Raw genomic sequence first — 599 nt, forward strand, 5'->3', positions numbered from 1 at the left:
TGCCCACATGGCGCTGGGCAGTGAGAGCGATGTCCTGCCCGGCGGCAGCGTGCAGGCTGCCACCCCTGGTGAGCGCCATGCCGGCCGGGGCGCTGGCCAGCAGCACCGCCTGCTGCAGGTCCTTTACTTGCTGATTGAGCAAATCCAGCTGCGCTTGCAAGGAAACCGGGTCAGCCCTAGCCTGGCTGGCGGCGGCATTCAGGCTGTCGATGCCGTGATTGGCCCGCTGCAGTTGCTGTAGCGCCTGCGCCATCTCGCGTTGCGGGCCGCCAGCCCCCGGCTGGGCGTGGGCGGACAGCAGCAGCCCCCGACCGGCACGGACGGCCCCCCACTGGTCGCTGCGCAACTCGAAACCCTCGCCGCGCGGCTGGCGCCGGGCATCCACCAGGTGGCCGATATTCAACTGGGTCTTGCCGTATTCAGTGGCCAGCTTGATGTGCTCCTTGCCCTGCAAATCCTCCATGCGCAGCTTGTTGTGGGAACGGGTGAGGATGACATTGCGGGTGTGCCAGCCACTGTCGATGTGATCCGGCTTGCTGCTGTCGTGCAGCACCGACGCAATGTAAGGGTGGTCCGGGTCGCCATCATCAAAACCCAGG

General features: G+C 66.4%; 1 protein-coding gene. It reads right to left on the minus strand.

Features of this window, described 5'->3' with window-relative positions; all coding sequences use genetic code 11:
* On the minus strand, window positions 1-599 hold a 599-nt coding region (locus HWX34_RS20430), incomplete at both ends, for a type VI secretion system Vgr family protein (RefSeq protein WP_178974006.1).

Source organism: Aquitalea sp. LB_tupeE, assembly GCF_013391415.1.
Classification (GTDB): Bacteria; Pseudomonadota; Gammaproteobacteria; order Burkholderiales; family Chromobacteriaceae; genus Aquitalea.